Genomic DNA, 13,001 nt, shown 5'->3' with positions numbered 1-13,001 from the left:
GCTTCGCATCCGCTCGCGATCACGTCGCTACGTAAACTTCCTAGGCCTCCGGCTCGGCCAAGCCGGCGGCGAAGGCGATGCGCAGCGCCTCGGAGAGGCTGCGCGCCTTCAGCTTAGTCATCAGATTGGCGCGGTGGACCTCCACGGTGCGCGGCGAAATGCCAAGGTCGAAGGCGATGGTCTTGTTGGGCAAGCCCTGCGCCAAGCCCTTGAGGACCTCCTGCTCGCGCCCGCTCAGACCCGCGATGGCGACGCTGGCCTCCATCGACCGGGCCAATCGTCCCTCGACGTCGGCCAGGCGCTCGAAGGCGGTCTCGATCGCGGCCAGGAGCGTCGTCTTCTCGAACGGCTTTTCGATGAAGTCGACGGCGCCGGCCTTCATCGCGCGCACCGCCACGCTGATATCCCCGTGGCCGGTCAGCACGACGACGGGCATGGCGATACCCCGTTCGTTCAGCGTGGCCTGGACTTCCAGGCCATCGATCTCGGGCATGCGGACATCCAGCAGCACGCAGCCTGGCTGCAGGTGGCGCACCTCCCGCAGAAAGGCCACGCCGGACTCGTGCGCCGTCACGGAAAATCCGGACGTCTTCAGCATGAAGCTGGCCGAACGGCGAATGGCGTCGTCGTCATCGACGATATGGATCATGCGTTTATCGGACATCAATCGCCTCCGGATCGGCGCGCACAAGGGTAAAGTGAAACTGCGTTCCGCCGCCTTGGCGGGGCTCGAACCAGATACGGCCGCCATGGGCCTCGACAATGGTTCGACAGATCGACAGCCCCAACCCCATCCCATCGGACTTGGTGCTGACGAAGGCGGTGAAGAGTTGTTCGGAAACGCTGGGCGAAACCCCCGCCCCTGTGTCGGCGACCGTCACGCGCACGAGCCCTCCCGCCTCGACACGGCTAGACACCCAGATCCGGCGATCGGCGCGTCCCGCCGTGGCCTCGGCGGCGTTGCGCGCCAGATTGATCAGCACCTGTTGGATCTGGACCTTGTCGACCAGCACCAGGCTGGCGGCGGGATCGAGATCTACGCTGACGGCCAGACCGGATTCACGCGCGCCCATCAACCCCAGGGCCAAGGCCTCGTCGACGAGGCCATGAAGGTCCTCGATCGATTTTTCGACCTCGCCCCTGGCCACGAAGTCACGCAGACGCCGAACGATATGGCCCGCCCTGATGGCCTGGCCGGCGGCGTCCGTCAGAGCCTCGCGGATCATCGGCAGGTCTTCGGGGTCAGGCCGCTCGAGCAGATCGCGCACCGCCTCGACATAGTTGGCCACCGCCGTGATCGGCTGGTTCAGCTCGTGGGCCAGGGTCGAGGCCATCGTTCCCATGGCGCTGACGCGGGCGACGTGGATCAACTCGGCCTGGAGTTCGTCGAGGCGGGCCTGGGTGCGATGGGGTTCGGTCAGATCACGGATAAAGCCGGTGAACACGCGCTGCCCGTCGCCCCGCGCCTCGCCGACCGACAGCTCCATGGGAAAGGTTCCCCCATCGCGGCGCTGCCCCACCACCACCCGTCCGATGCCGATGATCTTGCGCTCGCCCGTATCTACATAGCGATTCAAGTATTCGTCATGGTGTCCGCGGTCGGGTTCGGGCATCAGCTTGCTGACGTTCTCCCCGACGATCTCGGCCTCGGCATAGCCGAACAGGCGCTCGGCGGCGCTGGAGAACGACAGGATCCTCCCGGCCTCGTCGATGACGATCATCGCATCGGGCACCGTGGAAAGGATGGACTTGAGGTGGTTGGTGCTGGCCCGCAGAGCCCGCTCGCTGGCTCTATGGCCTGTGACGTCGCGCACCACCTTGCCATAGCCTTGCAGTCTACCGGCCTCGTCATAAAGCGTCGTGATGGATACGTGGGCGAGGAACTCCGAACCGTCCTTGCGCAGACGCCAGTCTTCTTCCTCGAACTTGCCCAACGCCCGCGCCCGGCCAAGGTCGGCCTCCGCCTTGCCGGCAGCGCGCGCGTCGGCCGGATAGAACATCGCCGCCGGCTGTCCGAGCACCTCGGCTTCGCGCCATCCCTTGAGCCGCTCTCCACCCGAATTCCAGATCAACACACGCCCCTCCGGATCGAGCATGTAGATGGCGTACTCGGCCGCGCCATCGATCAGCAGGTTGAGTTCGTGGGCGACGCGTCCGGCCGCGGCGGCCCTTTCCTGGGCCTCGCGCTCGCTCGCGGCCGACCGCAAGCGCAGGCGATCGATCTCTCCACCGACCAGGATCAAGGCGGCGGACACGAGCGCGAACGTCAGGCCATCGGTGAGCGGCCCGCGCCATCCCTCGCCCACGAAAAGGAGGCCCACGACCAGACTTAGGGCGCTGGCCACGAGCGCGGGCCGCAGACCACCGAAGGCGGCGGCCAAAACCACCGAAGCGGTGAACATTAGATAGGGCGAGCGATGCTCAAGCCAAGGCTCCAGCGCCAGGCGAACCAGGGCCGCGACCGCCACGGCGCCGACCGCCAAGCCATAGCGCGCGGGGGCCGACAGCGGTTCGGACAAGGCGAAAGACGCGCGTGGCGGCTCAACTCTTGCCTGCTCAAGGTTCATGCTGCCGCACCCACGCCACTCTACCGCCAGTATGCATCCTATTCCGCCGGGCAAAGTAGAGCCGAACGTCCGACCGCGCCATAGCCAAGCTCTTTTCGTAAGTTCGGCTTCGCGCGTCCCTGTGGATTCTACGGATGGCGGCGTCGGCGGGGAAGCGGTCCTTTCGGCGCGTCAAAGCCGAGGCTCACGATGTCCCAACACGCCCTGTCCGCCCTGCTCTCCCCTTCGGCCGTCGTGGTCGTCGGCGGCTCCGACCGTCCCGGCAGCGTCGGCGCGGTCGTGGTCAGCAACCTGATCAACGGCGGCTTCGCCGGAGCGATCCACGTCGTCAATCCGCGCCCGCTGGCGCTCGACGGCGTCAAATGCTGGACCGATTTGGCCGATCTGCCGACCGACATCGACCTGGCGGTAGTGGCCTCTCCCGCGCGAACCGTGCCGGACGTCATCGCCGGATTGGGCGAGCGCGGCGTCAGGATCGCCATGGTGATCACCGCTGGACTGACCGAGGAGAACGGCCTGCGGCCGGCGATGCTGGCTGCCGCCAAGGCTTCTGGCCTGCGGATAGTGGGCCCCAATGGCCTAGGGCTTCTCGCGCCGCACGCCAGGCTCAACGCCTCGTTCACGCGCGGCGACGCCACGCCCGGGCGCCTGGCGTTCATCTCCCAGAGCGGCGCGTTGATCACCGCGATGCTCGACTGGGCGCGCGCCCGGCGGATCGGCTTCTCCGGCGTGGTCTCGGCCGGCGACATGGCCGACGCCGACCTCGCGGACCTGATCGACCTCTTCAACGCCGATCCGCACACCGACGCCATCCTGCTCTATATCGAAGGTGTCACCCACGCGGCCAAGTTCATGTCGGCGGCGCGGGCCGCCGCGCGCAACAAGCCGGTCATCGCCATCAAGGCCGGTCGCACCGCCGCGGCCGGCATGGCCGCGCGCTCGCACACCGGCGCCCTGGCCGGGGCCTACGACGTTCACGCCTGCGCCTTCGCGCGAGCCGGGATCGTCATGGTCGAGACACTCGAGGATCTCTTCGACGCCGCGGCCGTGCTCGGCTCCACCCGTGCGCGCGCCGGCGATCGTCTGGCCATCGTCACCAACGGCGGCGGGGCCGGCGTGCTGACCGTCGACGCGCTCGACGGCGTCGGCGCCCGCCTGGCGGCGCTGGCGCCCGAGACGATCGCGTCGCTCGAAGCCCATATGCCGGCTGGCTGGTCGCATGCCGACCCGATCGATCTGCTCGGCGACGCCCATGCCGACCGCTACACGGCGGCGCTCGAGACCGTGCTGGCCGATCCGGGCGTCGACGCCGTTCTGGTCATGAACTGTCCGACCGCGGTCTCCACCCCTGAGGACATCGCCGAAGCGGTGGCCGACGTGGTAGCCAAGGCCCGACGACGCGGCGTGCTCAAGCCGGTCCTGGCGTGCTGGCTGGGCGACGCCAACGCCGCCGCCGTTCGCGATCTTTTCGCCAAGGCGGCCGTGCCGCTGTTCGACAATCCCGAGGCGGCGGCGCGCGGGTTCGGCTACCTGCTGGCCGCTGGCCGCGCCCGCCTGGCCCTGACCAACGCGCCGGTGACGCGGACGGACATCGTGGGCGATCGCACGGCTGTGCGACTGATCTTCGCCAATGCGCGCGAAGCGGGCCGCACCTTGCTCAACGAAGTCGAAGCCAAGACGGTTTTAGCCGCCTATGGCGTGCCCGTCATACCGACCCGCTTCGCCCCTTCGATCGAGGCGGTCGAAGAAGCCTGCCATATCCTGGCGCCGCCCTATGCGATCAAGATCGTCTCGCCCGACATCTCGCACAAGTCCGACGTCGGCGGCGTCGCGCTCGACCTGCCCACGGTGCGCGCGGCCACGAATGCGGCCCGAGCCATGCGCGAGACCATCGCCGCGCGCGCGCCGCATGCGCACTTGAGCGGCTTCGCCGTCGAGTCGATCGCCCCGCCCGGCGGCCTCGAGGTGATCGTCGGGCTGACCACCGATCCCATCTTTGGTCCGGTGCTGATGGTGGGCGCTGGCGGTACGGCGGTGGAGATCTTGAACGACAAGGCTCTGGGCCTGCCGCCGTTGAATGACGCCCAGGCCCGCGACATGATCGCCAGAACCCGCATCAGCCGCCTGCTGGCCGGCTATCGCGATGTCCCCGCCGCCGACATCGAGGGCCTGGCGCGCACGATCGCGGCGCTCTCGGCGCTGGTGGTGGATTTTCCGGATGTGCTTGAGCTTGACATCAATCCCCTGCGCGTCGGACCCGACGGCGTCCTCGCCCTCGACGCGCGCATGGTGATCAGCCCGTTTTCCAGCCCGCCGTCACGCTTGGTCATCGCGCCGCCGCCGACCGACTGGACGCGCGATCTCTCCACCCGATCGGGCCTGGCCTTCCACGTGCGCCCGGTCCGGCCGGACGATGAAGCGGCCCTGGCGGCTTTCTTTGCCCAGCTGACGCCCGAAGACCTTCGGATGCGGTTCCTCACCGGCATCCATGTCGTCGACCATGACCGCCTCGCGCTGATGACCCAGATCGACTACGCGCGGACGATGACCTTCCTCGCCCTGGAGCCTGGGACCGAGACCATCCTGGCCGTTTCCATGCTGGCCAAGGGCGCGGATCCCTCGCGCGCCGAGATCGCCGTTTCGGTGCGTTCGGATCTCAAGGGACGCGGCTTGGGCTGGACGCTGATGGACCACACCCTGACCTACGCGCGCGCCCATGGCGTGGAGACCATCGAATCCCTGGAGAGCGCCGAGAACGGGGCGGCTCTGCGGCTCGAAGCCGAGATGGGCTTTTCGGTGCGCGCCTGCCCCGAGGACATGAGCCTGCGCATGGTCGAGCGTCACCTGACGCCGCTGGCCTAGACAGCGGTTCGGGCGCGGCCCTCATGCTCGAGCAAAGCGCCGGTCAGAGCCGTGTCCCACGCAGGCGCAAGGCGTTGGCCACCACGCTCACCGACGACAGCGCCATGGCCAGCGCCGCGATCGCCGGCGACAGCGTTATGCCGAACGCCGGGTAGAGCACGCCTGCGGCGATCGGCACGCCGGCGAGATTGTAGGCGAAGGCAAACACCAGGTTCTGGCGGATATTTCGCATGACCGCCCGGGACAGTCGCTTGGCTCTGACGATGCCCTGCAGGTCGCCCTGCACCAGGGTCACCCCCGCGCTCTCAATGGCGACGTCGGCGCCCGCCCCCATGGCCACCCCGACCTCGGCCGCCGCCAGGGCCGGCGCGTCATTGACGCCGTCGCCGGCCATGGCCACCAGGCGCCCCTGCGCCCGCAAGCGCGCCACCACCTTGACCTTGTCCTGGGGCGAGACGTCGGCCTCAACCTCCTGAAGGCCCAGACGCGCGGCCACGGCCAGCGCCGTGGTGCGGTTGTCTCCGGTCACCACGACCACGCGAACGCCGTCGGCCTCCAAGGCCGCCAAGGCCGCTGGAGTCGTCGCCTTGATCGGATCGGCGATCCCCAGCACGCCGGCCAACCGCCCGCCGACAGCCACGAACACCGCCGTCGCGCCGGCGCGACGTAGAACCTCGGCCCGTGCTGCGAGGGGAGCCGCCTCGACGCCTTCCTGGGCCATGAGCCGGGGCCCGCCGACCGCCACGCGCTGTCCGTCGACCAGGCCCAGCACGCCGAGGCCTACTGGCGAGTCGACCTGCGCGGGTTCCGACAAGGCCAGGCCGCGATCACGAGCCATGGCCAGGATAGCCTCGGCCAGCGGGTGCTCGCTTCCGCGCTCCAGGCTCGCGGCCAGGCGCAGCAGCCGCGCCGCATCGAAACCCTCGGCGGGCTCGACGGCCGTCACCGCCGGACGTCCTTCGGTGAGAGTTCCGGTCTTGTCGACGACCAGGGTGTCGATCTTCTCTAGCCGCTCCAGCGCCTCGGCGTCCTTGATCAGCACGCCCAGGCGCGCGCCGCGGCCGATCCCGACCATGATCGATATCGGGGTCGCCAGCCCGAGCGCGCAGGGACAGGCGATGATCAACACCGAAACCGCCGCCATCAGGGCATAGCCGAGACGGGGTTGAGGTCCGAAAGCCATCCAGGCCGCGGCGGCCGCGAGCGCGACGCCGATGACCGCCGGCACGAACCAGGCCGAAATCCGGTCGGCCGTCCGCTGCACCGGCGCCCGGCTGCGCTGGGCTTGCTCGACCATCTGCACGATCCGCGCGAGCAGGGTTTGAGACCCGACCTTCTCGGCGCGCATGACGAAGGCGCCGGTCCGGTTGATCGCGCCGGCGACCACCGTGTCACCGGCGGCCTTGGTGACCGGCATGGACTCGCCGGTGACCAGCGACTCATCAATCGTCACGCGGCCTTCGACCAGCACGCCGTCGACCGGAATCTTCTCGCCCGGACGAACCCTCAGGCGATCGCCGACCGACACGAGGTCCAGGGTCACGGTCTCGTCGCTCCCGTCCGCCTTGACCCGGCGCGCCGTCTTGGGCGCCAGGTCAAGCAGAGCCCGGATGGCCCCCGACGTGCGCTCGCGCGCGCGAAGCTCCAGGACCTGGCCCAGCAGAGCCAGGACAGTTATCACCGCGGCGGCCTCGAAATAGACGGGCGTCGCGCCCATGGCGTCGCGCGCGCCCGACGGCAGCAGCCGAGGCGCGAACAGGCCGACGAGGCTCTCGCCGTAGGCGACGCCCACCCCCATGGCGATCAGGGTGAACATGTTGAGCCGACCGCTGACCACCGACCGCCAGCCGCGAACCCAGAACGGCCAGCCGGCCCACAGCACCACGGGCGTCGACAGAGCGAACTGGATCAGATTGGAAACCATCGGCGCGACCCACCGATGGTGACCCATCAGGTGGGCGCCCATCTCCAGTGTGAAGACCGGCAGGGTCAGACAAAGGCCTATCCAGAAGCGCCGCGTCATGTCGGCCAGTTCGGCATTGGGCGGCTGATCGCCCAAAGCGGAGACCGGCTCGAGCGCCATGCCGCAGAACGGGCAAAGCCCGGGGCCGGCCTGGCGCACCTGGGGATGCATGGGACAGGTGAAGACCAGCGCGCCAAGCGGCGTCGCCGGCGCGAGCGAGCTGTCGGTCGCGTCTGGCTCGTGGGCGTTCATTCCGTCGACCTCGCCGCGCGGGCCGCGTCGAGGTCTCGACGGAGCCGCGTCTTCCATAGGTTTCGCGCCGCCGTGACCGGACGCCCGCGATGCGGCCGCATGGCTCAGCCGACAGGCGCGGGTGATGTTGACGCGCGCATGCGCCGGCGCGGCATCCGCAATGTCCCGTAGACGACTGCGTCTGCGCCTGACGATGCGGAGGAACTTGATTTGGCGCAAGGGCGCGCCAGCGCGCGGCCCCAAACTCCCAGCATGGCATGAGGATCTCGCCGTGAGCTACGCCAGTATCCTGACCGTTCTCACCGGCGCCGACGACGACGCCCTGACGCTTGCTTCCGCCGCCGAACTGGCGCGCACCGCCCATGGGCAGGTCAGTGTGGTCCTGGCCCCTCCCCTGGCGATGTTCGGAAACGCCGCCCAGGATAAAAACGGCCTTGGCGTACCGCCCGCGTCGCGAGAGGCCGCCCAGAACGCGCAGGCGGAGCTGCGTCGCGGCGTCGAGGCCATGGCCCGTGAGGTGACCGGACAATCGAGCCCGGGCGTCGAATCGGACGCCGGCCGCATCGTCTTTGTCGAGGAGCAGTCGGCGCACGCGCTGGACCTATCGGCCCTCGCGCCGTTCGCCGATCTGGTGGTCGTTGGCCGCCTGACGCTGCAGGCCCTGGGATCTTGGAGCGGACTGATGACCGACGCTCTCCTTCGCGCCCAGGTTCCGGTCCTGGTGATCAGCGGAGCGCGCGGAGATTTGGGCCTCGGCGCGGCCATCGCCTGGAACGGCAGCCCGGCGGCCGCGCGCGCCGTACGCGCCGCCATGCCACTCCTCAAGGCTGCTACACGCGTGGTCATTCTCCAGGATCCGGCCCATCTGCGCGCCAGCGAGCGGGTTATCGCCGCGCCCGAACAACTGGTCGCCTATCTTCGTCGCCACGGCGTAAGCGAGATCGAGGTCGAGTCCCGTGATGGCCTCAGCCGATACGATGGCCTGGTTCGCCAGGCGCGATCCTGGGACGCGGGTCTGCTGGTGGCCGGCGCTTTCGAACACTCGCGCCTTCGCGAAGATGTCCTAGGCGGCGTCACCAAGTCGCTGATCGTCCACGGCCGGACGCTGAACCTGCTCCTAGCCCACTAAGCGCGCGCCGAGCGATCACGGCCCGGCGCGGCCTTCGTGCTTCAGCGGCCAAGGACGAGCGGCAGGCGGGCCGCGGAAAGCATGCCGCGGGTGACCCCGCCGAACAGGTCCTCGCGCAGCCGACCCTGGCCATAGGCGCCCATCACGCAGTAGCTGGCGTGCTGGTCGGCGCAGGCCTTGAGGATCGCCGCATCGGCGCGCTGGCCGTGGGCCGAGGCCCGTTCGATGGAGGCGTGGACGCCGTAGCGCGACAGATAGGCTGCGGCGGCCTCCTCAGGCGCGCCCTTGCCGCCGTCGTCGGCGTTGAAAATGGCCACCGATCCGGCCAGGCGCAGAAGGGGCGTAGCCGCGCGCAACGCCCCCATGGCCGAGGCCGAGCCGTCCCACGCCACGACGGCGTGGCCGCCGGCGTCGAAGCCCCGCGCGGCGTCGGGCACCGCCAAGACCGGGCAACGCGCGCCCATCACCGTCGAGCTAGCGATCGCCCGCGGCTCGATCTGCATGAAGGTGTCGCGCTTGCAGTTGATGACGATCAGATCTGCCAAGCCCGCTGCGTCCAGGACGCAGCTGGCGACGTCGCCTGTGCTCTCGATCCAATCCCACGGCAGGCCTTCTTGGGTCAGTCGGGCGGTCAGGGCCACGCGATTGGCCGTCTCAAGCTTGCGCTCCTCCACCAAGAGCAGCGCCTGGGCCTGACCGCCGTCGTCGCCGGCGACCACGGTGATAGGGGTTACGTCGATACAGGTCAGGTGACCCTTCAGGGCTCGCGTCGCATCCAGGGCCGCCTGCAGGCGGGCTTCCTGGCCTTCGTCCTGGTGCACGAAAAGCAGAACGTTCTTCATCATCGCCTCCAAGGCCGGCAAGAGCGCCTGGAGATCACGCTAGCGAGCGCCTCGTCGCGCCGGCATCCGCATTTGTACGGAGCCCCGGCGGGCGCCGACCGGACGATTGACGCCGGTCAAAACGGGCCGCCGCGCGACCCATATTTTCTTCGCCCAGCCCCGGAGATTTCCTTTGTCCAGGTCAGATATTCTTGAGCAAAGCCACGCGCTGGCGGGACGGTTTCATGGGATCCGTGAGGCGGCCGGCTTGGCCTTGCCCTTGGTCGGCGCCTCGAGGCTCTTCAGATAGGCCAGGATCGCGGCGTTGTCGGCCGGCCCAAACGACCATTCGGGCATCGGTCCGTGACCGACCGTCAAGCCCTCGGTCAAGGCCTCGCTCAGCGCCTCGACATCATACCGTTCATGCAGTTGGCGAAAGCGCGGGGCTTGAGGATTGGGACTGTCGCCGGTCCGGCCCACCGCGTGACAGCCGGCGCAGTCGCGCTCGACGATGACCTGGCCTCGGGCGACAGGGTCGGGCGGGCTGGCCGCCGCGGGCGCGGCGACCACGGCCCCGCTGAGGACCAGCGGAAGTAGGCGCAAACCCAGAGGAACTGGAATCCGAAAGGTGCGGCGTGCGCAAGGCGTCGGGTTCCGGGCGACCTGGACGTGCATCGCGTCGACGTTCATGACCAAGCTCCGAGCCCACATTCAAGACACAAGCCTGACCATAGGATAAGGGCCCGCCCTGATCCTGATCAATATCACGAGGACCTGATGATCGACGCCGTTGATCACGCCGCCGTCAAGCAGCCCGAACGGCCCAGGCTCCTGCGGGTCCTCGGTCCGGGGTTGATCACGGGAGCCTCGGATGATGATCCCAGCGGCATCGCCACCTATTCGCAGGCGGGCGCGCAATTCGGCTTCGGCCTGACCTGGGTGATGCTGTTCAGCTGGCCTCTGATGTGCGCGATCCAGGAGATCAGCGCCAGAATCGGCCGGGTCACCGGACGAGGAATCGCCGGCAACCTCAAGCGCCACTATCCGGGCGGCATGGTCTATGCCGTGGTCCTTCTGGTGGTCAGCGCCAATGTCATCAATCTCGGAGCGGACCTGGGCGCCATGGCCGCGGCTCTGAAGCTGCTGATCGGCGGGCCCGCCCTGCTCTATGTCGCCCTCTTCGGCCTGGTCTCGGTGCTTCTCGAGGTCTTCTCGCGCTATTCCCGCTACGTGTCCGTCCTCAAGTGGCTGACCCTGTCGCTGTTCGCCTATGTCGGCGTGGCGTTCGTCGTCCAGATTCCCTGGCCGACGGTGGCGCGCAGCCTCGTCATGCCGAGCGTGACCTTCAACGCCGACTATCTGACGGCCATCGTCGCGCTGCTGGGAACGACGATCAGTCCCTACCTTTTCTTCTGGCAGGCCGAAGAGGAAGTCGAGGAGGTCAGGGAGCGTGTCGACGCCAAGCCGCTTCTGAGAGCGCCGGATCAGGCGCCCGCGGAGTTTCGACGCATCCGCATCGACACCTATGTCGGCATGGCGATCTCCAACGCCGTGGCCCTGTTCATCATCTTGACCACGGCGGCGACCTTGCACGCCCACGGGGTCAGCGACATCCAGACCTCGGCCCAGGCGGCCGAAGCCTTGCGGCCCATCGCCGGCCCGCTGGCGTTCTTCGTCTTCGCCCTGGGGATCATCGGCACCGGTCTGCTGGCCTTGCCCGTGCTGGCCGGCTCCTCGGCCTACGCCCTGGGCGAGACGTTCGGCTGGCACGTGGGCCTGGCCAGAAAACCCAGACGCGCCAAGGCGTTCTACGGCGCCATCGCGGTGGCCACGCTGATCGGCGCGGCGCTCAACTTCAGCCCCATCGACCCCATCAAGGCGCTTTTCTGGAGCGCGGTGATCAACGGGATCGTCGCCGTTCCGATCATGGCCTTGATGATGCACATGTCCAGCCGCCGCGCAGTCATGGGCTCGTTCAAGCTTCACCCGGGACTGAAAGTCGTCGGGTGGCTCGCGACCTTGGTGATGACCGCCGCGGCGGTGGGCCTGCTGGCGACCTGGGGCCGCTAGCGAGCGAAGCCGAGCCGCTCTTCCCGCCGCCTTCAGAGCCCCCAAAAATCAGGCCGAGGTATCTATCCCCAGCGCTTTTACCTAAATCTCTTCACCCATATATTTGATGCGATCTGCGCCACGGATCGAAATTTGCAACCGGATAATAAAAGTACAGATTCCGGTTCAATACTCAAAATGAGAAATAGAAGCATCGCTCCTAGGGGGCGATTTGGCCTATGAAATCGATTCTGCCCGCATCACTGGCGGCCGAAGGCGAGAGATGAGTTTTCAATTCGATCGGCCGCGGCGCCAGCAGGAAGGTTGAAGACATGAGCGGTTCCGAGGACCGGCCAGGCGCGCTGACGTTCAGCGCGAGCGACCTGGTCAAGCTGATGGCCGCGACCTACCTGCCGCTGTGCGATGAACTCGAAGCGGCAGGGGTCCTCGATCGCGGCAAGCTCGCCGACACCATGGGGCTCTACGCGCCGGCGGGGGAAGTCAGTTCGAGCGCGGCGCTGATCGCCGCCCTGCAAGCCGTTCTGCGTCGCCCCCGGCCCGAGGAGACCATCGTGCTTTCGGCGTCCTCGTTCGACGCCGCCAAGGACGTGGCGCTGCGCGTGATCCAGGGCGGCCGGCAGGACGATCAGGCGCGCGGCCAGACCTAGCCGCGCGACGTTTCGGTCTCTTGGATCAGCACGTGGGCCAGTGAGATCGCCAGCACCGCCCACGAGGCCTCGCGCTCCGGCCCAAGCCGCGCCAGGATGCGGACCGCCAGGGCGTGCGGATCGATCGCGCCGGCCTCGCGCAAGGCGCGGCACAGCGGCAGGTAGGCTCCAGCGAAGGCCAGCGTGACATCGTCGCCGTTGAAGGACGGGATGTTCAGGCCAGCCGCGCCGACCTCCTGGGTCATCGCCGCGAAGGCCGCCCAATCGGGATCGCGCGCGCCAATAGCGCCGGACTCGTCAGGCTCGCCAGAAAGACCAGGGTCAAACCCACGGCCACGAAACAGGCGGGGCAATGTCCGGCGAACGAGAACGGGTCGGATCGCGCGCTACAGAGCGGGCCTGCCATGAGACGCGGCAGGGCCTGGAACAAGGCCGCGCTCCAGGCGACGAGCGCGGCGGCGCCGGCGATTGGAGCAAGCGACCTTGGCGGCGTCACGAGCTTGGTCGACATGAAGCTCTCCCAGGAATGGATCGTCACCATGGTGGGGATCACCGAGCTTGGCATTGACGGCGATCAAAGCCTGGGCATGCGGTGCGTGAGAGGAGGGGTTTAGGTTCGCCGCAGGGAGTCTGCATGTCCGCCCCGTCTCATACTTACGCCAGGCCCCCTGCGGGTTCGGGCGCTTTACT

Annotated in this window: 11 protein-coding genes; 5 read left to right on the top strand and 6 right to left on the bottom strand. The window is 68.2% G+C overall.

Features of this window, described 5'->3' with window-relative positions; genetic code table 11:
* Window positions 1-40: 40 nt before the first annotated feature.
* Window positions 41-664 (bottom strand): response regulator transcription factor, encoded by a 624-nt coding sequence (locus EIK80_RS24875; RefSeq protein ID WP_125159687.1) that lies wholly within the window; start codon window positions 662-664, stop codon window positions 41-43.
* Window positions 654-2,519, bottom strand: coding sequence for a PAS domain S-box protein (locus EIK80_RS24870; protein WP_233586935.1), 1,866 nt, complete (start codon window positions 2,517-2,519; stop codon window positions 654-656). The genes EIK80_RS24875 and EIK80_RS24870 overlap by 11 nt, the downstream gene beginning before the upstream one ends.
* Before the next feature lie 237 nt (window positions 2,520-2,756).
* Between EIK80_RS24870 and EIK80_RS24865 the strand changes: the two genes are divergently transcribed.
* Entirely contained in the window at window positions 2,757-5,429 is a 2,673-nt protein-coding gene (locus tag EIK80_RS24865) for a bifunctional acetate--CoA ligase family protein/GNAT family N-acetyltransferase (protein ID WP_125159685.1), read from the top strand.
* Between the two features lie 43 nt (window positions 5,430-5,472).
* Here the strand turns inward: EIK80_RS24865 and EIK80_RS24860 are convergent, their stop codons facing one another.
* Window positions 5,473-7,644, bottom strand: a complete 2,172-nt coding sequence (locus EIK80_RS24860) for a copper-translocating P-type ATPase (RefSeq protein ID WP_233586934.1) — start codon at window positions 7,642-7,644, stop codon at window positions 5,473-5,475.
* Window positions 7,645-7,915: 271 nt separating this feature from the next.
* On the opposite strand from EIK80_RS24860, the gene EIK80_RS24855 reads away from it, so the two are divergent.
* A complete protein-coding gene (locus EIK80_RS24855) occupies window positions 7,916-8,773 on the top strand; it encodes a universal stress protein (RefSeq protein ID WP_125159683.1) in 858 nt (285 codons plus the stop codon).
* Between the two features lie 41 nt (window positions 8,774-8,814).
* On the opposite strand, the gene EIK80_RS24850 is transcribed toward EIK80_RS24855, so the two are convergent.
* Both EIK80_RS24850 and EIK80_RS24845 read right to left on the bottom strand, forming a co-directional pair.
* On the bottom strand, window positions 8,815-9,615 hold the full coding sequence (locus tag EIK80_RS24850) for a universal stress protein (protein WP_125159682.1): 801 nt from the start codon (window positions 9,613-9,615) through the stop codon (window positions 8,815-8,817).
* A gap of 222 nt (window positions 9,616-9,837) precedes the next feature.
* A complete protein-coding gene (locus tag EIK80_RS24845; RefSeq protein WP_233586933.1) occupies window positions 9,838-10,284 on the bottom strand; it encodes a cytochrome c in 447 nt (148 codons plus the stop codon).
* A gap of 87 nt (window positions 10,285-10,371) precedes the next feature.
* Here EIK80_RS24845 and EIK80_RS24840 point away from each other — a divergent pair, with 87 nt between their 5' ends.
* Together EIK80_RS24840 and EIK80_RS24835 are read left to right on the top strand one after the other, a co-directional pair.
* The gene (locus tag EIK80_RS24840) at window positions 10,372-11,664 is read left to right on the top strand and encodes an NRAMP family divalent metal transporter (RefSeq protein WP_125159681.1); all 1,293 of its coding nucleotides are present in this window, start codon (window positions 10,372-10,374) and stop codon (window positions 11,662-11,664) included.
* A gap of 311 nt (window positions 11,665-11,975) precedes the next feature.
* Window positions 11,976-12,311, top strand: coding sequence for a hypothetical protein (locus EIK80_RS24835; RefSeq protein WP_125159680.1), 336 nt, complete (start codon window positions 11,976-11,978; stop codon window positions 12,309-12,311).
* Here EIK80_RS24835 and EIK80_RS26190 read toward each other — a convergent pair.
* Window positions 12,308-12,556: a hypothetical protein gene (locus tag EIK80_RS26190; protein WP_158624755.1), complete on the bottom strand. Its 249-nt coding sequence runs from the start codon at window positions 12,554-12,556 to the stop codon at window positions 12,308-12,310. The genes EIK80_RS24835 and EIK80_RS26190 overlap by 4 nt on opposite strands.
* Before the next feature lie 159 nt (window positions 12,557-12,715).
* On the opposite strand from EIK80_RS26190, the gene EIK80_RS26185 reads away from it, so the two are divergent.
* Window positions 12,716-12,925, top strand: a complete 210-nt coding sequence (locus tag EIK80_RS26185) for a hypothetical protein (protein ID WP_158624754.1) — start codon at window positions 12,716-12,718, stop codon at window positions 12,923-12,925.
* The last annotated feature ends 76 nt before the right edge of the window (window positions 12,926-13,001 follow it).

The organism is Caulobacter sp. 602-1, from assembly GCF_003931565.1.
In the GTDB taxonomy this organism is placed as follows: Bacteria; Pseudomonadota; Alphaproteobacteria; order Caulobacterales; family Caulobacteraceae; genus Caulobacter.
This window is presented reverse-complemented; position numbering and strand designations above follow the sequence as displayed.